At 55.0% G+C, this 20,102-nt stretch carries 20 protein-coding genes; 9 read left to right on the forward strand and 11 right to left on the reverse strand.

From position 1 onward, the window contains the following. Positions 1-4: 4 nt before the first annotated feature. The 3 genes from msbA to dnaE all read right to left on the reverse strand — a co-directional run bounded on the left by msbA (position 5) and on the right by dnaE (position 6,644). Positions 5-1,750, reverse strand: coding sequence for a lipid A export permease/ATP-binding protein MsbA (msbA, locus tag QN359_RS00360; protein WP_322249278.1), 1,746 nt, complete (start codon positions 1,748-1,750; stop codon positions 5-7). Between the two features lie 82 nt (positions 1,751-1,832). After that, positions 1,833-3,131, reverse strand: a complete 1,299-nt coding sequence (locus QN359_RS00365) for an O-antigen ligase family protein (protein WP_322249279.1) — start codon at positions 3,129-3,131, stop codon at positions 1,833-1,835. 3 nt (positions 3,132-3,134) lie between these two features. Next, complete coding sequence (gene dnaE / locus QN359_RS00370; RefSeq protein ID WP_322249280.1) at positions 3,135-6,644, reverse strand: DNA polymerase III subunit alpha; 3,510 nt, start codon at positions 6,642-6,644, stop codon at positions 3,135-3,137. A 247-nt stretch (positions 6,645-6,891) separates the two neighbouring features. Between dnaE and QN359_RS00375 the strand changes: the two genes are divergently transcribed. The 4 genes from QN359_RS00375 (at position 6,892) to QN359_RS00390 (ending at position 10,259) form a co-directional block, all read left to right on the forward strand. Then, positions 6,892-8,625: a glutamine--tRNA ligase/YqeY domain fusion protein gene (locus QN359_RS00375; RefSeq protein WP_322249281.1), complete on the forward strand. Its 1,734-nt coding sequence runs from the start codon at positions 6,892-6,894 to the stop codon at positions 8,623-8,625. Positions 8,626-8,723: 98 nt separating this feature from the next. Then, a complete protein-coding gene (locus tag QN359_RS00380; RefSeq protein WP_322249282.1) occupies positions 8,724-9,245 on the forward strand; it encodes a DUF3617 domain-containing protein in 522 nt (173 codons plus the stop codon). 89 nt (positions 9,246-9,334) lie between these two features. Next, on the forward strand, positions 9,335-9,742 hold the full coding sequence (locus tag QN359_RS00385; RefSeq protein ID WP_322249283.1) for a glutaredoxin family protein: 408 nt from the start codon (positions 9,335-9,337) through the stop codon (positions 9,740-9,742). 19 nt (positions 9,743-9,761) lie between these two features. Beyond that, positions 9,762-10,259, forward strand: a complete 498-nt coding sequence (locus tag QN359_RS00390) for a hypothetical protein (RefSeq protein WP_322251014.1) — start codon at positions 9,762-9,764, stop codon at positions 10,257-10,259. Between the two features lie 5 nt (positions 10,260-10,264). Here the strand turns inward: QN359_RS00390 and QN359_RS00395 are convergent, their stop codons facing one another. Both QN359_RS00395 and QN359_RS00400 read right to left on the reverse strand, forming a co-directional pair. After that, positions 10,265-10,927 (reverse strand): glycine zipper 2TM domain-containing protein, encoded by a 663-nt coding sequence (locus QN359_RS00395; protein WP_322249284.1) that lies wholly within the window; start codon positions 10,925-10,927, stop codon positions 10,265-10,267. A gap of 112 nt (positions 10,928-11,039) precedes the next feature. Continuing rightward, positions 11,040-12,248 carry a RimK family alpha-L-glutamate ligase gene (locus QN359_RS00400; protein ID WP_322249285.1) on the reverse strand — a complete coding sequence of 403 codons (1,209 nt, stop codon included), beginning with the start codon at positions 12,246-12,248 and terminating at the stop codon, positions 11,040-11,042. A 132-nt stretch (positions 12,249-12,380) separates the two neighbouring features. Here QN359_RS00400 and QN359_RS00405 point away from each other — a divergent pair, with 132 nt between their 5' ends. Beyond that, a complete protein-coding gene (locus tag QN359_RS00405; protein WP_322249286.1) occupies positions 12,381-13,655 on the forward strand; it encodes an MFS transporter in 1,275 nt (424 codons plus the stop codon). Between the two features lie 44 nt (positions 13,656-13,699). On the opposite strand, the gene QN359_RS00410 is transcribed toward QN359_RS00405, so the two are convergent. The 4 genes from QN359_RS00410 to QN359_RS00425 all read right to left on the reverse strand — a co-directional run bounded on the left by QN359_RS00410 (position 13,700) and on the right by QN359_RS00425 (position 14,985). Beyond that, a complete protein-coding gene (locus tag QN359_RS00410; protein ID WP_322249287.1) occupies positions 13,700-13,981 on the reverse strand; it encodes a helix-turn-helix domain-containing protein in 282 nt (93 codons plus the stop codon). Then, a complete protein-coding gene (locus QN359_RS00415; RefSeq protein WP_322249288.1) occupies positions 13,978-14,268 on the reverse strand; it encodes a type II toxin-antitoxin system RelE/ParE family toxin in 291 nt (96 codons plus the stop codon). Before QN359_RS00415 ends, QN359_RS00410 begins: the two co-directional genes overlap by 4 nt. Before the next feature lie 16 nt (positions 14,269-14,284). Next, positions 14,285-14,704 carry a nucleotide pyrophosphohydrolase gene (locus QN359_RS00420; RefSeq protein ID WP_322249289.1) on the reverse strand — a complete coding sequence of 140 codons (420 nt, stop codon included), beginning with the start codon at positions 14,702-14,704 and terminating at the stop codon, positions 14,285-14,287. Positions 14,705-14,859: 155 nt separating this feature from the next. After that, a complete protein-coding gene (locus QN359_RS00425; RefSeq protein ID WP_322249290.1) occupies positions 14,860-14,985 on the reverse strand; it encodes a hypothetical protein in 126 nt (41 codons plus the stop codon). Between the two features lie 106 nt (positions 14,986-15,091). Here QN359_RS00425 and QN359_RS00430 point away from each other — a divergent pair, with 106 nt between their 5' ends. After that, complete coding sequence (locus QN359_RS00430) at positions 15,092-16,177, forward strand: phasin family protein (protein ID WP_322249291.1); 1,086 nt, start codon at positions 15,092-15,094, stop codon at positions 16,175-16,177. Positions 16,178-16,350: 173 nt separating this feature from the next. On the opposite strand, the gene QN359_RS00435 is transcribed toward QN359_RS00430, so the two are convergent. Next, complete coding sequence (locus QN359_RS00435) at positions 16,351-16,668, reverse strand: hypothetical protein (protein WP_322249292.1); 318 nt, start codon at positions 16,666-16,668, stop codon at positions 16,351-16,353. 152 nt (positions 16,669-16,820) lie between these two features. On the opposite strand from QN359_RS00435, the gene QN359_RS00440 reads away from it, so the two are divergent. Together QN359_RS00440 and QN359_RS00445 are read left to right on the forward strand one after the other, a co-directional pair. Next, positions 16,821-17,534: a DUF6969 family protein gene (locus QN359_RS00440; RefSeq protein ID WP_322249293.1), complete on the forward strand. Its 714-nt coding sequence runs from the start codon at positions 16,821-16,823 to the stop codon at positions 17,532-17,534. A 61-nt stretch (positions 17,535-17,595) separates the two neighbouring features. Next, the gene (locus QN359_RS00445) at positions 17,596-18,075 is read left to right on the forward strand and encodes a YHS domain-containing (seleno)protein (protein WP_322249294.1); all 480 of its coding nucleotides are present in this window, start codon (positions 17,596-17,598) and stop codon (positions 18,073-18,075) included. 46 nt (positions 18,076-18,121) lie between these two features. Here QN359_RS00445 and QN359_RS00450 read toward each other — a convergent pair whose 3' ends face one another. Next, a complete protein-coding gene (locus QN359_RS00450) occupies positions 18,122-18,937 on the reverse strand; it encodes a hypothetical protein (protein ID WP_322249295.1) in 816 nt (271 codons plus the stop codon). 340 nt (positions 18,938-19,277) lie between these two features. Between QN359_RS00450 and QN359_RS00455 the strand changes: the two genes are divergently transcribed. After that, entirely contained in the window at positions 19,278-20,099 is an 822-nt protein-coding gene (locus tag QN359_RS00455; RefSeq protein ID WP_322249296.1) for an alpha/beta hydrolase, read from the forward strand. Positions 20,100-20,102 lie beyond the last annotated feature (3 nt).

Genomic DNA, 20,102 nt, shown 5'->3' on the forward strand with positions numbered 1-20,102 from the left:
CGCCCTATTTGGCAAACTGCAGGCGATGCAAATTCGCATACACGCCGTCTTTGGCCAGCAATTCCAAATGCGTGCCGATTTCACTGATTTCACCACCGACCAGCACGACGATGCGACTGGCCCGCTCTATGGTCGAGAGCCGATGCGCGATCACCAGCGTGGTACGGCCCTGCATGAGGCCGTCGAGCGCTGCCTGCACGGCACGTTCCGATTCACTGTCGAGTGCCGAGGTGGCTTCATCAAGAATCAGGATAGGAGCGTCTTTGTAAATTGCACGCGCAATCGCCAGGCGCTGACGTTGGCCACCGGACAGGCGCATGCCATTGTCACCGATCAGGCTATCCAAACCATCAGGCAAATCGCGCACCAAATCAGCAAGATGAGCGGCCTGCACGGCGGCGCTGATACGCGCGCGGTCAGGTGTGCTATCGCCATAGGCAATATTGGCTGCGATGCTGTCATCAAACAGCACCACATTCTGGCTGACCATGGCGATTTGTGCACGCAGGCTGGTGAGTGAGAGCGCATTGAGTGACTGCCCGTCGAGCAAAATATCGCCCGAGGTAGGCGCATAAAAACGCGGCACCAGATTGACCAAAGAAGTTTTGCCACCGCCGGAGATACCGACGAGTGCGATTGTTTCGCCCGGCTGTATCTGCAGGTTGATGTTTTTCAGCGCTTCCTGTTCTTGCTCAGGATAAGAGAAACTGGTCCGTACGAATTCCAATTGGCCACGCGCGCGCGCTGTCAGCGTCGTGCCAGCGGTCGGTTCCGGTGCGGTATCGATAAGCGCGAACACCGATTCGGCCGCAGCCATACCACGCTGCAGCGGACCGTTGAGATCGGCCAGCCGTTTAAGCGGTGTCAGCAGTAACATCATGAGGCTGACAAATTCGACAAAATGCCCCACCGTGGTGGCATCTTTGGTCGCCTGCGAGACTGCCACCATAATCACCACGGCCACCGCCATGGCGGCCGCGAGTTGGGTCAAGGGTGTGGTCGATGCCACCGCCACCGTGGTACGCATGGCATAACCGCGCAATTTCTCATTCTTGGCATCGAAGCGTTGCTGCTCATAGTCATGGCCGCCGAAAATCCGTATCACCTGACTGGCGCGGGTCGCTTCTTCTATCACCTGGGTCAATTCATTATTGACCTCGAGCTGGTTCTGGTTGAGCTTGCGCAGCCGTTTGCTCACGCCGCGCACCAGCAACGCCATCACCGGCATCAGTACCAAAGCGACGATAGTTAGCTGCCAATTGCGCCACAACAGCGCGGCCAACAATACCAGCACCGTGAGCGAATCGCGAAACAAGGTAGTCATCGAGACCTTGAGCATCTCGACGATTTGCTGGGCCTCGAACATGATGGTATTGATGATGCGGCCACTCGATTCGGAATGATAAAAACTGATCGGCACATGCAGAATGCGATCAAAAATCCGCGCGCGTAACTCATTGAGCAATTTGGTCGACACCCAGCTCATCAAGTAACTGGTGGTAAAGGTGCACAAACCACGCAGCAGAAAAATGCCGATGATGGCGACCGGTACCTTCCACAAGGCGAGATGAAAGGCATCGCCACGAAAACCGTGATCGAGAATATAACCCAAAGCTTTAGGAAACATCACTTCAGTGCTGGCGGTACCTAACATGGTCAGCAAAGCCCACCAGACGCGACCGCGATACGGCTGCACCGAAGCCCACAAGCGCCGGAACACGCTCATTGTTTCTGCATTAATCAAACTCATTTTTTGACATCATTTTCTGTAATAAGCAGCCCAGCTGCCTTGTTGCATCTTGCCGCAACAATTTTTTTCCGTCTGATCGGGTTCAAGAGCGCCGCACGCCGGCCAAGGGCAGCGCCAGCAAGATCATGCAGGCCATGGCGAACACGCCGTCGCGCAGTATCGCATTAAACATCGCCCCCAGCATCATCGCCACGCTCAGCATCGCCAACAGCATGGCTTGCTCACGCTGGGCCGGCAGGGCGCTGCGCGCCATGCGCCAAGCCAGCGCCAGTTGGCTGATCCAGATCGCCAGCAAAGCCAGTAAGCCGAACACGCCGAGTTCACTCAGATACAGCAAATAATCATTGTGCGGCGTACTCATCGTGGCGCTGCTTAAACCGATGGCGCGCTGCCGATATTGCGGCATCCAGGCAGCGATGCCATAGCCGCTCCACGGTTGCTGCGCAATCATGCCGGCAGTAATCCGGTAAATTTCCAAGCGCATGCCATCTTCGCCGACTTTGCGTCCGGCCGAAAAATCGCGCAATTGTTGAACGCTGCAAACGGCACGAATACGCACCACATCCCAGGGTGCGACCTGGGCATCATTGATGATACAGGTAGCCGGTGGCGGCATGCGCAGCGCGTACTCGGTGGCTGCGCCGAGCGCGAGCACTAAGGCCAGCGGCAGCGCCAGACTGCGCCACGAGCACCGGACATTACGCAAGATCATCAGCGCGGCCATGGCCAGAAACAGCAGGCTGGCGGTGCGGGTTTTGGACAGCAATACCAAGGCCGCAATCACATAGACCAGCGCCAGCAAGCGCAGCCAGCGATGATCGCTGCGTAAGCGCAGTTCATGCAACATCCAGCCGGCCGCCAGCGCCAACAAAATACCAAGCAGTATCGATTTATTCCCGAGGTAATGGACATAACTGCGAAACAGCGTGTTGTCGGGTAGCAGTTGGAAAAAATTCGCCACGAATAAACTCGCAGCCAGCACGGCACCGGCAAAAAATACATGCAGCGCGCGGCGTTGCCAAGCACCGGCTTCGAGCGTCAGAAACGGCAGCAGCAGCAAATAGGTTTGGTAATGGCCGAAACCGGACCAAAATTCATCGTTCGTCACCAACTCGCTATGCTGCAGCAAGGCGCTGATCGAGCTGACCGCAGTCAAACTCAAAATCGGCCACAACAAAGGATGCTGCTTCAGCCGCTGCCATTTAGCGCGCCAATCGCCGGCCGCCAGCAGTGCCGCGTAAAATAACAAGACGCCGGCATACATCAGTCCGACCGGAAAAAACAAACTCAGCGGCAGCCAAGTCAGAATCTGCTGCGGCCAACGGTCAGCAGACGATGCGCCAAACAAACCGGGCTGATTACGGGGTACATTCAAGCTCATGATTTACGCGTATTCAATGATGACATTCTGCGGCGACAAATACTCGCCCAGACATAAACGCAGCTTATCGTCGGGATTGACGCGCCACTGATCAGATAAATACAATTCGGCGCTGGCATGCTCATTGCGATAACGGATCAGCACCGGACAGCCATCATTATTAATATGTGGCTTCAAGATGTCTTGCAGTTTTTTCAAGTCAGTCTGCGCCGTCAGGGTCAAGCGCAAACCTTGCGAGAATTGCACCCGGGCGCGCCCGATATCCATCACTTTTTCAGCAGAAATACGCAAGCCACCGGAAAAGCGATCTTCCGACACCTTGCCCATCACGGCGAGAAATTCATCTTCTTTCAGCAGTGACTTGAACTCTTCCATCAGTTCGCTGTAGACCGTGATTTCCACTACCGCCGTACTGTCGTCGAGCGTGACAATCATCAGCTTGCCGCGTTGTGTCATTTGCGTGCGCACTGCGGTGATGATGCCGCAGATCAGACGCAGATCGCGCGAGGGTTCAAGTTTGGCCAGCGTGGTCTTGATGAACTGGCGTACTTCCGGCGCATACGAGTCAAACAAATGCCCGGACAGATAAAATCCGAGTGCCAGTTTTTCTTCGGTCAAACGTTTTTTGTCCGACCACACCGGTACTGTGATGTATTCGGGCGGCGGGATCAAGTCATCATCGTCACCGAACAAACTGACTTGGTTGGCCGCGGCATCGGCCTGATCGGCGGCTTCGATCGCCAACGATACGGTGGCTAACAAAATCGCACGGTCTTTACCAAGGCTGTCCATGGCACCGGCACGTATCAGCGATTCAATCGTGCGGCGATTCACCTGGCGCTTATCGACGCGTTTGCAAAAATCGAACAAACTGACGAATGAGCCGCCCGCTTCACGCGCTGCGACAATGTTTTCGATGGCATTTTGCCCCGAGCCTTTGACTGCACCGAGACCGTAGCGAATCTGGGTCGAGCGCTTGCCGGCTTGCCCGACCGGCACGAAGCGATAGTCGGACTGGTTGATATCGGGTGGCAGTAGCGTGAGCTTGCACACATCGAGTGCGTCTTCCACCAGAATTTTGATCTTATCGGTGTCATCCATGGCCAGCGACATATTGGCAGCCATGAAGGCGGCCGGAAAATGCGCTTTCAGATAGGCGGTGTGATACGACAGCAAGGCATACGCTGCCGCATGCGATTTATTAAAACCATAGCCGGCGAATTTTTCCATGAGATCGAAAATCTCATCGGCTTTTTCCTGTGGCAAACCATCTTTGGCCGCGCCATCGCGGAAAATCTGGCGATGCTCGGCCATTTCTTCGGCTTTTTTCTTACCCATCGCACGCCGTAACAAATCGGCGCCACCGAGCGAATAACCGCCGACCACCTGAGCCATCTGCATCACCTGCTCTTGGTACACCATGATGCCATAGGTTTCGGACAAAATACCTTCGGTGCGCGGATCGGGATAATCGAAACGTTCACCATGCTTGCGTTTGCAAAAGTCCGGAATCAAATCCATCGGCCCCGGGCGATACAAGGCCACCAGCGCGATAATGTCTTCAAAACGATCGGGCCGCGCATCTTTGAGCATGCCCTGCATGCCGCGGCTTTCCAGCTGAAACACGGCGACCGTTTTCGCCTTGGTCAGCAACTCATACGAGGCGCGGTCATCGAGCGGCAGCTTGGAGAGATCGAAATCAGCCAGCGCCGGGTCGAGCATTTTGATATAGCGGACGGCGCGGTCGAGGATGGTCAGGGTGGTTAAACCCAAAAAGTCGAACTTCACCAAGCCGACGGCTTCGACGTCGTCTTTATCATATTGCGAAACCACGCCGGAATCACCGCCCTGCGTGTACAGCGGGCAGAAATCGGTCAACTTGCCCGGGGCGATCAGCACACCACCGGCATGCATGCCGATATTGCGGGTGATGCCTTCGACCTGTTGCGCCAGGTCGAGCAAGGTTTTCACTTCTTCTTCGTTTTCCTGACGCTCCGCCAGCAAGGGTTCTTCGACGATGGCTTCGGCAATCGTTACCTGCTTGCCCGGTTTGAAAGGGATCAGTTTCGACACGCCGTCGCAAAACATATAGCCGTAATCGAGCACCCGGCCGACATCGCGAATCGCGCCTTTGGCTGCCATGGTGCCGAAGGTAGCAATCTGCGATACCGCATCCTTGCCATAACGGTCTTTCACGTACTGGATCACGCGGTCGCGGCCTTCCTGACAGAAATCGATATCGAAATCGGGCATGGAAACGCGTTCCGGGTTCAGGAAGCGCTCGAACAGCAAATTGTATTGCAAGGGATCGAGATCGGTAATCAGCAGCGAATACGCGACCAGCGAGCCGGCACCGGAACCGCGACCCGGTCCGACCGGCACGCCATTGTTCTTGGCCCATTGTATGAAATCGGCCACGATCAGAAAGTAACCGGGGAAACCCATCTTGATAATGGTATCGGTTTCGAACTTCAGACGCGCTTCATAGCGTGCGCGTTGTTTCTCGCGCTGTTCGGCATTGGTAAATAATTGAGTGAGGCGGAATTCCAAGCCGCGACTGGCTTCGTGCACCAGAAAATCATTGATGCTCATGCCTTCCGGGGTAGGAAAATCAGGCAATTTCGGCTTGCCGAGCTCGAGCGTGAGGTTGCAGCGTTTGGCAATTTCTACGGAATTATGTAATGCGCCCGGTAAATCGGCAAACAACAACTGCATTTCCGCTTGGGTCTTGAAGCATTGCTCATCACTGAAGCGGCGCACGCGCCGACCATTGGCCAACATATCCCCATCAGAAATACAGACACGCGCTTCATGTGCGAGATAATCATCCTTACTGATGAATTGCACCGGATGGGTGGCCACCACCGGCAACTGCAAACGCCCCGCCAGTGCCACGCTCGCGCGTACCTGATGCTCGTTATTAGGCTGCCCGGTACGTTGAATTTCCAGGTAGAAATGGCCGGGAAAAATCGCCGCCCAGCGCGCGGCCTGCTGCTCTGCCAAATCGAGGTTGCCATTATCGATGGCCACGCCGACATCGCCGAAATGGGCACCGGACAAGGCGATCAAGCCGCCCCCCAGGCCCTGTTCATGTAATTGTTGCAACCATTCGTAACGGATTTCCGCCCGACCGCGATGTTGATTCGTCAACCAAGCTTGCGACAGCAATTCACACAACTGCAAATAACCGAGGCGATTCTTGACCAGCAACAGCAGCCGAGTTGGCTTGTCACGGTCGACTTCGTTGGTAATCCAAGTGTCGCAACCGGCGATAGGCTTGATACCTTTACCACGCGCGGCCTTGTAAAACTTCACCATGCCGAACAAATTAGCCAGATCAGTCAGGGCCAAGGCCGGCTGTTGATCTTTGGCAGCCGCCTTGATCACGTCGTCGATACGCACCAAGCCATCGACGATCGAGTATTCGGAATGCACGCGCAAATGCACGAATTGCGGGTCATGCGGTGCCAGAACCGGGTCGGCAGCGGGAGTAAGAGTTAATTCTGTAGTCATCCCGCTATTCTACAGCGTTGCCGATTGAGTTTTAAGCCTTACGCGCGTCGGACTGCAATTTGTCGGCGGGAACAGGCGGGGAAATGCCTTACCTGGCCTTTTGCCGCACTGCGTAAACAAACGCGCCATCTGCGCCCTGCTACGGTAAAATGCCAGACCAGCCCCTATTGATGCAAAAATATGCTGATTATGTAACAACAGCATACTCATCTCAGTTAACGTTACCAGTAAAAAGCGACCCATTTTCATGAGTAAAGACAGCCACCACAAAGAAGATGCCGCCAGCGCGGCACCCGTATCGAATTTCCTGCGTGCAATCATCGATCAGGATCTCGCTGCCGGCACTTACCAGCGGCCAGGCTTGCCAGCAGTGATCACGCGCTTCCCGCCGGAGCCGAATGGTTACCTGCACATCGGTCATGCCAAGTCGATCTGCCTCAATTTCGGCTTAGCGCGTGATTACGCCGGTCGCTGCCATCTGCGCTTCGACGATACCAATCCGGAAAAAGAAGACCAAGAATACGTCGACACCATCATCGACAGCGTGCGCTGGCTCGGCTTTGACTGGCAACAGAACGAAGTCGCACACTTGCACTATGCCAGCGATTATTTCGACCAACTGTATACCATGGCCGAATACCTGATCGGTGCCGGCCACGCCTATGTAGACAGCCAATCGGCCGCCGACATGGCGAGCAACCGTGGTGATTTTTCCCGTCCCGGCGTCGATTCGGTCTTCCGCAACCGTTCTGCAGCTGAATCGCTGGATTTATTCCGACGTATGAAGGCCGGCGAATTCAAAGATGGCGAACACATCGTTCGCGCGCGTATCGACATGGCCTCGCCGAATATGAATCTGCGCGATCCGGCGATCTACCGGATTCGCCACGCGCACCATCATCGCACTGGCGATCAGTGGTGCATCTATCCGATGTACGATTACACCCACCCGCTCTCGGATGCGTTGGAACACATCACGCACTCGATCTGCACACTGGAATTTCAAGACCATAGACCATTTTACGACTGGGTGATCGCACGCTGCGTCGAAGGCGGCTTTTTTCAGCAACCGGTACCGCACCAGTATGAATTCGCCCGTCTCAATCTGACTTACGTCGTCACCAGCAAGCGCAAACTGCGCCAATTGGTGGAACAACAAATCGTCAGCGGTTGGGATGATCCGCGCATGCCAACCATCGTCGGTATGCGTCGGCGCGGTTACACGCCGGAAGCCTTGCAATTATTTTGCGAACGCATAGGCGTGACACGCTCAGACGGCTGGATCGACTACAGCACGCTCGAAGGCTGCCTGCGCGATGACCTCGACCCGAAAGCGGCACGCGCCACCGCGGTACTGCGCCCGCTCAAACTGATCATCGACAATTTCCCGGCCGGTCAGCAAATCGCCTGCAGCGCCCCAGTCCACCCGCATCATCCGGAACGCGGCAACCGCGATTTCACCATCAGCCAACATCTGTGGATAGAACAGGAAGACTTCATGGAAGTGCCAAGCAAGGGCTACTTCCGCCTGTTCCCTGGCAACAAGGTACGCTTGCGTTACGGTTATGTGGTCGAATGTATCGGCTGCGATAAAGATGAAGCCGGCAATATCATCGCGGTTCATTGCAATTACTTTGCCGACAGTAAATCGGGCACCGAAGGCAGCGCCAATTACAAGGTCAAAGGCAATCTGCACTGGGTGAATGCGGCCGATGCCATCGAAGCCGAAGTAAGACTGTATGATCGTTTATTTACCGATGCGACACCTGATGCCGGTGGCAAGGATTTCATGAGCTTGCTCAATCCGGCAGCCTTACAGGTAGTGCAAGCCTTCGTCGAACCCGGTCTGCACGATATTGCCGCCGATACGCGTCTGCAATTCGAGCGCCATGGTTACTTCGTCGCCGACCGCATCGATTCCACGCCGGGCAAGCCTGTGTTCAACCGCATCACCACGCTCAAAGACAGTTGGGCGAAGTAAGGTCCTATCCTACTTACATTTTGTAAGAATGTTGCTCTTGTCAAGCAGGCAGTCACGGCGCAGAATTGCCTGCTTGATATTTTTATTCGGAGCAATTTATGCGCGTGTCCTTTTCTACTCTCACCACCCTCTGCTGCGCCTTAGCGATCAGCATTAGCGCTGCCAGCGCGCAAACCATCAAAATCAAATTGCAGCCGGGTTTATGGGAAGAAAGCAATACAACGCTGATCAATGGCCAAAACTTGCAAGAAATGATGCGGAAACAAAGCGGTGCACCGGCTGCTGGCAAAAATGAAACTTGCTTAACGCCAGCCCAAGTCAACAAGGGTATCGATTTGGCCGACATCAAGAATAAAATTGCCGAAAATGCCAAAGGCTGTAGCGTCCATGCGATTTCGGCCGATGAAAGCGGTGGCCAATTCGAGCTCCAATGCAGTAGTCCAGAGGGTTTGAGCTATCAAGGTCACGGCCAATACCGCGTCAAAAACGACAAAGAGTGGAGTTTCACCATGCAAGCAGATGGCAAATTGCCTGGTGCGAGCAACAAACTCAATGTGCGCGTCGAGCAAGTCGCGCATTGGAAAAGCAGTCAATGCGGTAAAGTCGCCGCGCAGCAATAACTACGCGATAACTGTTCGGTCGGGCTACGGGGTATCGGCTACAATGTCATACTCCCTGCAAAATTCTGCAGCCAACCGACACATACCCAATGAAACTCTTGTTCCAACTGCTGCGTGCAGTGCTAGGCCCGGTCTTGCTGCTCAAAGAACGCCTGACTGCACCGACCGGCATCGTCCGCACGGTCGCCGAACAGGCACGCGTCGATGCAGAATGCGCCGACTTAGCGCTGTATCAATTCCGTACCTGTCCGTTTTGCATTAAAGTTCGGCAGCAAATGCGTCGCCTGTCTTTGAGCGTCACTTTGCTCGATGCCCAGCACTCGGCCGCCAATCGCCAAGCCTTACAGAGTGGCGGCGGCAGTACCAAAGTGCCGTGCCTGCGTATCAGCGCAGCAGACGGCTCGGTGCGCTATCTGTACGAGTCGAAATCGATCAATCAATACTTGCAACAGCGCTTCGGTGCCACCTCCGGCACGCCGCTGTCTGCTCCTTTATAAAGCCACGCCCTTGTCTACTATTCCTGAAGAATTCCCCGCAACCGAAGTCGATGCCGACGCCAGCATCCGCGAGCCACGCTTATGGCGCGACAAAGGTTGGACCGCACGCGTGATCAAGAATGATGATGATGAAGGCTGGGCGGTGGCGATGAGCATAGACGGCGAAGCCGAACCCGCGCTGGTCGGCCCTTGGACCATGGGGCGCGACAAGAAAAACCCCAAGCCGCTCGATGCCAATGCCTTCGGCACCTTGATCAAAACTGCCCGTGAAGTATTACGTCGCCATGAGCAGCAATTGCATGCGCAATTACATAAAACGCTGATGGTCAGCACCGACAGCGCCGACTACAAAATCATGCTCGACATCGTGCCCGATGAAGACGAGCCGTATGCCTATCTGCGCGCCGAAGACATGGCTGGCACGGAACTGGCCAAGGTCAAGGTAGCACCGACATTTCAACTCAAGCGCCAAGCGGCGCTGCAATGGATCGCCGCCGACTTTCGGCGACCCGACTGAAACGATCAGTTCATGACCGGATGGCCGTTGACGATATGTACACGGTCACCTTCGCGGTACTCGGGCGCAGCACTCAGTTGATAGCTGCGCTCATGACCATTGTCCAAGCGTACCCGTACTTCGTAGCGCGTGGTGGTATGGTTGCGTTTTTCCAAAGTGTTACCGGCAAACCCACCGCCAACCGCACCGGCTACCGTCGCCAGTTTGCGGCCATCACCACCACCGACTTGATTCCCTAATACCCCGCCGAGCAAAGCACCGGCAACCGCCCCCAAACCACTGCCCTGTTCAGGTTGTTGCTCGAACGCGCGCACTGAGGCGACCACACCGCAACTGTCACAAACCGGATGAGTGCTGCGTGCCGGCGTCGTGTTTTGCGCCTGCTGTTGTGACTGCTGCTGTGGCTGCGACTGCGTTTGCCCCGACAAGGCCGATTGCGAAGATGTCAACTGATTGCCGCGTCCATCATTGCCAGACGCAGTATTTTGCGCACTCGCGTCGCTGCTCAGCGCCGCCGGATTGACTGCATCGCCAGGTTTCGGCGTGCCGTTTGAAGTCGGCAGCAAACCGGTCATGGCGGCAACACCAACCAGGCTGGCAACGATGACAGAAACAGCGGCACCGGCAAGCAGCGGGTGAATACGACGTGGAGTAGGTGAATCTGACATGGCGATATCCTGTGAACATTACATGAGCGTGATGCCATGCATTCTGCTCTCTATAACGCGGCAAGCAGGTAATTCGTTGACACAAGGAAAATATTATCCAGATGCAGCGCGCTCACAAACCGCTGCGCCTCAGCAGCATGCGCCGAAATGCCGCGAAGGCCTTGGCCATGATCGCGGCTTTGTAGGGGAACACCGCCGGCGCATCACAGTCGTGTATCCAAGCGCCATTATCGACCTCAAACACCAGCAATGCCCCGCTCTGCGTCTCGCCACAATCGAGTATCAAGTAATCGAGGCCTATGCGCTCAGCAATACTGCGCAGTGCCTGACTATGACGTTGGCCAAAATCGTCGTCAAAGCGTTCCATCACTTGCTGCTCTTCGGCGCGGCCAGCCGGATTGTGCGCCATGTCGGCCGATTGATAGTGCAGCAACCAGTACTCACCAATCGCCAGATGACACAGGTACGGCACCCCCTCGATAAGGGCGATGCGGTATTTGCGAAAGCAGCCGTCGGCACTGCGGTAATCGACATACTCGGCGACATAAAACTGTGCGCAGGCATGGTACTCGAGCAGATACGCCTGCCAAGCCGGCAGATCATCGATTTTGCGTAAGCCGAGACCGGCATGGGTGTCGAGCGGGCGCACGGTCAGCGGAAAACGCGCCGGCGCGGGCGCGTTGCGCTGCCAGCGCACGGTAGCTGGCATGTGTAAACCGCTGATATCCTGCAGCAAAGCGGCGGCACGGTCACGCGCGCAGCGGCGCACTGCGGCCGGATGATTCAAGCATGGCCGTGGCCACGCCTGCAGCATTTGCTCTATACGATCGAGCAAACGATTATTTTTTTCTGATTCACCCAAAGCGACGATACAAATATCATGTTCGGGCAACGGTGACGGCAATTCTTCGGTGGCGCTGACAAATACCAAGTCGACGCGGATATCACTATCCTGCACCAGAAAATCGACCGGCAGGTTGTCGAGATTATCGCCCGGTCCCATCCATACCAATAAACGAACTGCTAGCTTGGCCGGATCGGCGATGCGAAACAGTTGCCGATAGCTGAGCGCTTTGGCTTGCATTTCCAGAGCATGCGACATCTGCCCCAGCACCGAGAGCAAATAAAACCACCGCATATACAAGTTACCGGGATCCGTCTCGTCAGTGACGGCTTCAATTTCCTGCAATAGCTGCGGCATCGTCAATCGGTTCAAGGCCGCCGCCGGCGCAATCGCGGCCAAGGCCAGCGAAGTCAGCGAAGGCACCCATGCCGCTGAGGCTGCTGATGGCATCGATGCCGGCTGGTTTTGTTCTTGCATCGCGCTTGACTCCTGTTGGTGGCGGCGGGAACGGCCATGGCATGGCGTTCGCCAAACCCGCATTCATTGTACAATCGGCTGCTTCGCTCCGCCTTGTCATTCCAAGGCCACGCGCCTGCTTATGTTTCTATCATGTCGCAAAAAAAATTCAATCCGGTCTTCAATTCCTATCTGATTTACATCGGCGTGGCCATCGCCTCTGCCGGCGTGGCGCTGTACACCCCACTGATCGTGTCAGAAACCGGGAAACATTTTTCCGGCTTTTGGGCGGCCTCGATTCTATTCGGCCTCAACCTCGGACGGGTACTCGGTGCCTTGGTGGGCAGCCGTTTCCCTAAGCTCGCCAACCATCCGCTGATCGTCTCCGGCAATATTCTGCTAGAAGGTGTGGCGCTGTATTGCATGGCATTTCTCGGCCAAGCATGGGCCTTGGCCTTGTTCGCCTTACTGGCCGGCTTAGGCTCGGGTTTGTCATTTCCGGGTTTGAAAAATTATCTGCTCAAACTGCGCGAACTCGATCAATCTTCTCTGTTCAGCCGACTCGCCTTCGCTATCCGCACCGGTCTGGTGCTCGGCTACCTGACCGCCAGTTGGGTGCCACACGACAGCTTGCAATGGGTGTTTCTGATCGTGCTCATCACCTTCGTCGCTTACGGTTTATTCATGCTCGTGGCCATGCGCGCGATTACGCGCCATGAAACCGCGTACCTGTCCGTACCGGAACAGCAAACGGCTGCGCGCAGCACGCCAGCGCACGAGCACCGCCCCACAGCCGGCACCAATGCTGCCAGCACAGCCGAGCCGGCGCGCCTGCCGGCCTTGTTCTATCTGTCGAATGCGATGTTCTGGTGTTTTGCGATACAGCCGATGATCGGTTTCAGCCTGCATATTCCCAAATACACCCCCGACCTGCCGGTTTCCACCCCATTCTGGCTGGCCGCGCTGGTGATTATTTTTTTCCAGATTCCAATTTCCAAACTTGCCATTCGCACGCGTGATCATTTCCGTTTTCTGCGGATTGCCTATGTTTGTCTGTTCGTCAGCTTTGTCATCATGCTGCTGTTTAATCATTCGGCTGCGGCGGTGATCGTGTCGGCTATCTTGCTGTCGTTTGCCCAAGTATTTTACGGTCCCTCGCTCGATGTCCTGACCGCCCGTTTTGCCGATCGCGTCGGGGCCGATACCGGCCGCCTCATGTCGCAGCAGATGCTGTATCAAAGTATGGGCAATATGGTCGGCAGTCTGGCCGGCGGCATGCTCTTCGATCTGGCACAAGCACTGCGCTGGCCCAGCTTGAACTGGGGATTGCTGGCAGCCGGCAGCATGGTGATGCTGCTGTTGAGCCGAACAACGATACCCGAGTTGTATCGGCATGCCGGTCGCGGGCGCGGCCAGCATAATCACTGACATCCTCGCCGACCTGACCTGGACGAGGCTGGTCGCGCATCTGGTCAGGCTGCTTCGCGCACCCGCATTTCGATGTGCAGCCCGGCAGCCGTCGCCATGTTCACCAGTGCATCGAGGCCGAACAAGTTGATCTTGCCGCGCATCAGGTCAGAGACACGTGGCTGGGTCACGCCAAAGAGCTTAGCCGCTTGCGCTTGGCTCATCTCGGTGCGAGTAAGGTGGTTCTTGAGCGCCGTCAGCAGGACGGAGCGCAGTTTCATATTTTCCGCTTCTTCCGGGGTGTCCTCGATAGCATCCCAGATGCTGGCAAATCGTTGCTTGCTCATTGGCCTAGCTCCTTCAATAAGTCACGGTAACGCTTGGCAGCCAAGTCCAGATCAAGCTTACTGGTCTTCTCTGTCTTCTTCTTAAAACAGTGAAGCACGTAGACGGCATCAGCGAACTTGGCAACGTAGATGACCCGAAACGCCCCGGCAGCATCCCGAATCCGAATCTCCTTCACGCCTTTGCCCACGGTATTCATGGGCTTCCAGTCGTCCGGTTCCTGTCCGTTCTGTACTTGGTCGAGCTGATCAGGAAGCAACGGAACAGCCAACCGGGGTGGTAAGCCCAAACCGGCTTAGCGTGCTTTAAAGTCCGTTTTCTGAGACGACCCCATTCAGGTCAGTCTGCCGGTCAGTCTGATAGGCGGTATATTTGCGCGCATCGCCACGCACTTTGTCGACTGGATATTTACGTGCATTGGCGGTGATTTTTTCATCGATGGCCGCGATCAGATCGACATCGAGTCGGTCTGCCAGCATCACCAAATACGACAAGACATCGGCCATTTCTTCGCGCACCGCCTGGTATTGTTCGGCCCCTAATTCCGGCTTCTCGCCGGTTTGCAGCCATTGAAACGGTTCGAGCAATTCAGCCGCTTCGACGCTTAATGCACTGGCCAGATTTTTCGGTGTGTGAAACGCTTGCCACTCTCGTTGTTGGGCGAACTCGCGCAAGCGCAGGCGCACGCAGTCCAAACTGTCGGGGGAATTGGTAGGTTGATTCACAGGGCTCCTCGATTGGGTGGATTTGAAAATGTTGCGCCGCAACAACGAGCACAGTAACAACACCGACTGACCCGTTGATTCATGCCGCACAAAAAATTTTATTTTACTGCAAACGCAGGAAGGCAGCCATAAATCATGGTGGAATTGCGCCCTGCCTATGCCGGGCAATCAACATCAATGCTGCGGCGCAAAATAATTCCGTAGCGGTCGGCGCGATACAAGGGTAAAATCGACAACAGGCTATCGGGCGAGAAATGTTTGCGTAACGCATCGATGGCCAAGAAGCTACGCTCAATCTAGCACCGGTGCAAATCGGTGCGACCTTACAGCGATAATGCCAACCCGGACTTCATTGCGCCACCATGCAGCCCAACCCCAGGAGATGTTATGCCCTTGATTTCGCCGCACCTTCCAGCCATCACCCACGAACAAATCGAAAAACAACTGACTGCCATTGCCGCGCTGTCGAGTACCACACTGGGAGGATGGGAAAAAATTATTGCCCTTAACTTCAACTTGGCACGGCTGGCCTTTGAGCGCGCCACAGCACGCTCGGCGCTGTTGTGGTCGGCCAGCGATGCGCAGACTTTGCTGAGCAGCGCAGAACATCAACCACCACTCGATAGCTTACTGGCCTACGGACGCGAATTGGCCGAGATTGCCGGTGCCACGCGCGAGCAACTGTTGCAAGCTTTGGCAGCAGACAACACGGCCGTCAGCTCCGCTCCCTTAGCGCGCCAGCCGATACCGGCCGCGCATGAAGCCGTGGCAGTGGCAGCCGTCGTAGCGGCCGCGCCAGTGCAGAACCCAGTCCCACAGCAAACGCAATTGACGCTGCTGCGCGAAGTGCCTGAAGCCCCCGCTGCGGCCAAAGCAACTAAGGCAAAAGCAGCGGCGACGCCAGCCGTAATTGTCGCCAAGCCGACTGCCGCCAGCACAGCGCCGGTGGCGCCGAAAAAACCGCTGAAAGCACCGGCACGCAAAGCAAGTGCCAGCACAGTCAGCGCTGCCCCAGCGAAAAAACTTGCCGTGGCAAGCAAAACGAAAGATACTGCGCCCGCGCCAAAGCCTACTTCCACCTCAACTAAGGCCAGCAGCAAAACTGCCACAGCGGCCCCAGGGCTGCCAGTAGCAGCAAAAAAACCAGTGGCCGCAGCGAGCCCAGCAAGCAGCACAGCAAAGACTGCGCCACGCCGCGCCGCCACAGCGAGCAAATCAAGCCAAGAAAGTGAAAAAAAAGCAGTGAAATCAAGTACACCACCCAGCCCCACACAGCCAATTGACAGCACCAGCGCCGTCGACAGCACTGCCAGCGTCAGCGTTCCGGTCAAAAAATCGGCCGTAAAATTTCCTGAAGCCCTGACCAAGAGCTTGCAAGCCGACAAGCCTGGCTTTCCTCAAGTCGGCGGCAGACCTGCATTCAAGGCAAAAACCAGCCCGGCTACCGGCGCGAAAAAACGCGTTCGCCAATAAAACGAATTGCTGACATCACACAGCGGCAGGCTCAATATTGAGCCTGCCGCTTTTTTTTGTGTGCGATTCTCGACACAGTCCCGCATCGCAGTTCAGATATAATTTTTATGAATGCCATTAAAACTGAATATAAAATTGATATAAAACGACTTTATTTAATAAAATACTGTTTCCTAATAATTCACATTTGCTTGTAAGCTTTTGTGTAGGCAAGCCGACCAAGTAACTGTAGCATCCGAAATTGCATTACCCCTTGGTTCTTGGCCCTTAGCCTGCTTACCTTTATTGGAAAATGACATGACATCTGCATCCCTCACACGTACTCTCAAACAAGTTCTCAGCGCCTCTGTCTTGGCCGCCACAGCCATGGCTGCCGCACCGGTCGCGGCAGTCGCTGCTTGCGCTCCGAAATCTGCTTGTGCTGGTAAAAAAGGATGTTGCGCAGCAAAAACATCTTGCTGTGCAGCTAAAAAAGGCTGTTGTGCTGCCAAAAAGCCTCATGCTAAAAAACACGCCAAAAAAGCATGCTGCGCTGCGAAAACTGGCTGCTGCGCCGCCAAGAAGTAATCTTGCCCACGCCGTCGCGCGCTGATCCGCGACGGCATCATCGGCCGATGTTTAAAGCTGCCAAGAAGCAACCACGATGACTCCAGACTTACCGCGCATGCTGACATTTCAACGCGACTGGCCGGCCGCTTCCGCCGCAGAGTTGCGCTTGGCTTGGAAGGCGGCCCAAATCGTGGTGGCGAGCGTGCACACGCTGAGCTTGCAAGGGCTGCAGATCGTACAATCGGTGCTTGCCGACGCCGAATTTCTCGAATGGCAGCACTACCCCGCTGAAGATGTGCGCGACAATCGACGCGCCTCACAATATTTTTACCACGCCCATCCCGGTTTGCAACGCCCTTTTGTCGAGCACGGGCATTTCCATTTATTTGTACATGCCCAAAGCTTGGGCTTACGCCGCGCTGGCCGCGCGCCCTCGCCAGCCCATTTACTCGCCGTTTCCATGGATGCCCGCGGCATGCCGACGGGGCTATTTACGGTCAACCGCTGGGTCACCAAAGGGGCTTGGCTGAGCCGTCAAGAATGCGCCCTGGGCTTGCAACATTTCCAGATCGGTGCGCGCCACGGCCAGCGTCCGGTCAATCAATTTCTCACCGCCTTGTTGCGCCTGTATGCGCCGCAAATTGAACACTTGCTCATCGCCCGCGACGAAGTGCTGGCCGAACTCGCGCACGGTCGCAGTAATCGTCAGGTGTTTGCCGATAGCCGCTACGAAGTGTTGTCGTATTTGCCGATCGATTTGAGTACCGATATCGAACAATTGGAACGCGCTGCTGGAAATATTTTGTAAGTCAATCTTGGTTCTCGGCGACTCATTGCCATCATCTGTATTTTTCATAAGGAGCATTACCATGGCTACTCGCCGTACTACGTTTTCCCTGCGTTTGCTGTTGAGCACCCTGCTGCTGGCTCTGACCAGCAGTGTTTTTGCGGCCGCGATCGCGCCGATTTTTTCTACCCAGGCTGGGGCAATCCGCGGCTATGATCCGGTTGCCTATTTTACCGAGCACCGTGCCGTTAAAGGTAAGACGCAATTGGTGTATCGTTGGAACGAGGCGGACTGGCATTTCAGTAAAGCAGAAAATTTGGCCGCCTTCAAAGCCGATCCGGAAAAATACGCGCCACAGTATGGTGGTTACTGCGCCTATGGCGTAGCCCAAGGGTATACGCCGGAAACGGATCCGCATGCGTACCAAGTACTCAATGGCAAGCTGTATCTGAATTTAAGTAAGGTGGTACTGAAACGCTGGCAACAGGATATTCCCGGTTACGTGAGCGAAGCCAACCAAAACTGGCCGCAATTACAAGCCGGCACCTATGTAGAGAAATAACTCAGGAAAAACTTGATGACGACGGCCCGAACACGGCCCTCCGCCATTACAGCAACGGTGGACGCATCTTGAGCGGACCGACCAAACGCGAAAAAAACAACTTGGGGATTTTTTTGTGCACGCCCATGTGAATCAGGCAGGCACGCAGATCATCATCGCCACGCAGCGTCAGCTTGAGCTTGCGGCAAATCCGTTCGCGGTATTTGTCGATGCGTTCAGGGCCACGTATATGCGCAGCCGGGCGATGCTGATTGAGAAAATCAGCGATTTGCTGGTTACTCCAATTGAGCGTTAAAAGAAAACAAATTTCGTGTTCATAATCAGTCAAGGTGACGTCACCCAATACCAGATGGCGATGCACGCCTTCGAGCTCGCAACCCATGCCAAATTCAGTAAGATAATTCGGCACCAGCGCCAAAAATTGGCTGATATTGATTTCCTGAGCGGTATAGATCAAGCCTAGTATCGATTGAGAGGCATGGTGCTTAAGCGGATATTTATCAAACAGTCGTGCCTTGAGACCATCGGCATATTCGTGCACACACAGTTTCGATACTTTTTTATAGATATTGCGACCATCGAAAAGCGCGATGTCTGACTCGACAAAGGCGGCAGCGAATTGCACCGTTCCCTCGCACGGCATTTCATCATCGAACTTGCCACCCACTTCGGCACCATGAGACAAACCGACGATTTTCGCATACGCATCGGTAGCGATCAGATGCCGTGATTCGATGTCTTTGGCACCGAAAATAAATTGCGTTCGAAATGAAAACAAAGCGATGGTTTTCTTGAATTTCTGGATGAACAAATTTTGTTCAGAAGAAAAGTTTTCCGGTGCTACCAATTGATATTCAAGCATAATCGCTGGCTCCTGTTTCGGTACTCACTGCATGTTGCCGCTGCACTTGATCGTGGCTTAGCTCGAGCGACCAGCAAAGCCCACATGGCGACGGACCATGATCTTAAATTTAAGATCATGCAAAACAAGCATCATCTTATTGAACGAAGCGAGGAATTTTACCGGAGTGAAATACGAAAATATGTAGGAAATTTCTGAAGTTAAAGCAAAAGAAGCGCAATCGAGCAGCGGACATCAAAAAATTGTTGCCTAAGTGCATATTTTATCTATGCAATATCAGGTAGACTCTGGTTATCACTAGGACAGCAACGATCACCACTACTAGGCAATGGAAACCGACATGGCATCAGACCATCACGCGCGCGACATCATCAAACGCAACCATATTCATGTGCTCGGTGACAGCGGCCCGGTACTGTTGTACGCCCATGGTTTTGGCTGCAATCAAAATATGTGGGATCGTGTGACCCCGGCCTTCCTTGGCACGCATCGCCAAGTCTTGTTCGACTATGTTGGTGCCGGTCAATCTGATATCACCGCCTTTGATGCCAAGCGCTATGCCAGTCTCGATGGCTATGCCCAAGATCTTCTCGATGTGTGCGACGCGCTAGGCTTACACAGCGGTGTCACCTTCGTCGGCCATTCCGTCAGTTGCAGCATAGGTATGCTGGCCGCGATCGCGCGGCCGGAATTATTCGAGCGCTTGGTACTGGTAGGCCCGAATCCATGCTTCATCAATCACCCGCCTGATTACTGCGGCGGCTTTGAAACGGCCGATCTGGAAGGCTTGCTCGATCTGATGGACCAAAATTACATAGGCTGGGCCAATTACTTGGCACCGGTGGTGTCGGCACAAGGTGAAGCGCATGCGATCACCACCGAATTATCCGACAGTTTTTGCTCGACCGACCCAACGGCCAACAAAGTTTTTGCCCGTACCACTTTTTTTTCTGACAACCGCGCCGATCTGCCCAAAGTCACGCGCCCTTGCCTGATCCTGCAGCACGGTCGCGACACCTTGGCACCATTAAACGTGGGGGACTATGTACACGCCCATCTGGCCGACAGCCAGCTCAAAATACTCGATATCGAGGGGCATTGCGCCCACATGAGCGCGCCATCGCTGGTCGTGGCCGCGATTCGCGACTTCATCGACCAATAGGGC

This window comes from Undibacterium sp. 5I2 (assembly GCF_035019605.1).
Lineage (GTDB): Bacteria > Pseudomonadota > Gammaproteobacteria > Burkholderiales > Burkholderiaceae_D > Undibacterium.

What these genes read in the sequence shown, in the direction of transcription:
- msbA (WP_322249278.1), bottom strand. Translation starts at nt 1,750, where the DNA reads ATGAGTTTGATTAATGCAGAAACAATGAGCGTGTTCCGGCGCTTGTGG.
- QN359_RS00365 (WP_322249279.1), bottom strand. Translation starts at nt 3,131, where the DNA reads ATGAGCTTGAATGTACCCCGTAATCAGCCCGGTTTGTTTGGCGCATCG.
- dnaE (WP_322249280.1), bottom strand. Translation starts at nt 6,644, where the DNA reads ATGACTACAGAATTAACTCTTACTCCCGCTGCCGACCCGGTTCTGGCA.
- QN359_RS00375 (WP_322249281.1), top strand. Translation starts at nt 6,892, where the DNA reads ATGAGTAAAGACAGCCACCACAAAGAAGATGCCGCCAGCGCGGCACCC.
- QN359_RS00380 (WP_322249282.1), top strand. Translation starts at nt 8,724, where the DNA reads ATGCGCGTGTCCTTTTCTACTCTCACCACCCTCTGCTGCGCCTTAGCG.
- QN359_RS00385 (WP_322249283.1), top strand. Translation starts at nt 9,335, where the DNA reads ATGAAACTCTTGTTCCAACTGCTGCGTGCAGTGCTAGGCCCGGTCTTG.
- QN359_RS00395 (WP_322249284.1), bottom strand. Translation starts at nt 10,927, where the DNA reads ATGTCAGATTCACCTACTCCACGTCGTATTCACCCGCTGCTTGCCGGT.
- QN359_RS00400 (WP_322249285.1), bottom strand. Translation starts at nt 12,248, where the DNA reads ATGCAAGAACAAAACCAGCCGGCATCGATGCCATCAGCAGCCTCAGCG.
- QN359_RS00405 (WP_322249286.1), top strand. Translation starts at nt 12,381, where the DNA reads ATGTCGCAAAAAAAATTCAATCCGGTCTTCAATTCCTATCTGATTTAC.
- QN359_RS00410 (WP_322249287.1), bottom strand. Translation starts at nt 13,981, where the DNA reads ATGAGCAAGCAACGATTTGCCAGCATCTGGGATGCTATCGAGGACACC.
- QN359_RS00430 (WP_322249291.1), top strand. Translation starts at nt 15,092, where the DNA reads ATGCCCTTGATTTCGCCGCACCTTCCAGCCATCACCCACGAACAAATC.
- QN359_RS00440 (WP_322249293.1), top strand. Translation starts at nt 16,821, where the DNA reads ATGACTCCAGACTTACCGCGCATGCTGACATTTCAACGCGACTGGCCG.
- QN359_RS00445 (WP_322249294.1), top strand. Translation starts at nt 17,596, where the DNA reads ATGGCTACTCGCCGTACTACGTTTTCCCTGCGTTTGCTGTTGAGCACC.
- QN359_RS00450 (WP_322249295.1), bottom strand. Translation starts at nt 18,937, where the DNA reads ATGCTTGAATATCAATTGGTAGCACCGGAAAACTTTTCTTCTGAACAA.
- QN359_RS00455 (WP_322249296.1), top strand. Translation starts at nt 19,278, where the DNA reads ATGGCATCAGACCATCACGCGCGCGACATCATCAAACGCAACCATATT.